The 887-nt window shown below is 73.6% G+C and carries 1 protein-coding gene; it reads right to left on the bottom strand.

Features of this window, described 5'->3' with window-relative positions:
* The coding region (locus MFF56_RS31860; protein ID WP_238232217.1) for an Ig domain-containing protein at nucleotides 1-887 on the bottom strand (887 nt) is incomplete at both ends.

The raw sequence follows: 887 nt of genomic DNA, 5'->3' as shown, positions 1-887 counted from the left end.
TCAGTCTGAGAGGGGACGAGACCGCGATGGCGAACACGTCCGTCAGCGCGACACGACGATCGACGTCGGTGACCCGAACCTGCAGACCCGATGCGACCTGGACGGCCGTGGGCGTTCCGCTGATCAGGCCCGTCGTGCCGTCCCAGCGCAGGCCGGACGGCAGCGTGCCGGCGATCAGGTCGTAGACGAACGGCCCGCGTCCGCCCGTGACGCCCACCTGCGCCGTGTAGGATGAGGACAGCGTCGCCGGAGCCGGGGAAATGCCTGCCGACAACGCCGGCGCCACGTTGATGATGAAGGAGAAGGGCTGCGTCCAGCTTCGGCCGTCCGCGTCGACGACGCGGAAACTGATCCCGCCATAGCTGCCGGCCGTCGTAGGCTTCCCGGTGAGTCTGCCGGACTGCTCCAGCGTCAGCCCCGGCGGCAGGGCGCCGGTGGCGAGGGCGTAGGCATAGGGGCCGCGGCCGCCCCTCCCGGAGACCGAGCCGGCGTATTCGACCCCGATGCTGCCGGCCGGGAGGTTGGTCGAGAGGAGCAGGGTATCGGCGACGGCGATGTCGAAGCTGCCGCTTGTGGCCGTTCGCCCGTCCTGGTCGACGGCCCGCAGCTGCAGGCCGGTGGCGGTCTGCACCGTGGTCGGCGTCCCGCTGATCGCGCCCGTCGCCGCGTCGAGCCGCAGGCCGGCCGGCAGGCTGCCCGCCGCGAGGCTCCAGACGAACGGACCGCGCCCGCCCTGCGCCGCGAAGCCCGCCGCGTAGGCCCGGCCGACCTCCGCCGTTCCCGCCGGGCTGCCCGACACGACCACCGGGTCGCGCACGTCGATCGCGAAGGCGGCCGAGCTCGACGTGCGGCCCGCCCGGTCGCGCGCCACAGCCGTCAGACCCGAC

This window comes from Methylobacterium hispanicum, from assembly GCF_022179285.1.
In the GTDB taxonomy this organism is placed as follows: domain Bacteria; phylum Pseudomonadota; class Alphaproteobacteria; order Rhizobiales; family Beijerinckiaceae; genus Methylobacterium; species Methylobacterium hispanicum.
The sequence above is the reverse complement of the archived record's forward strand: the minus strand, read 5'-3'. Positions and strand labels throughout refer to the sequence as shown.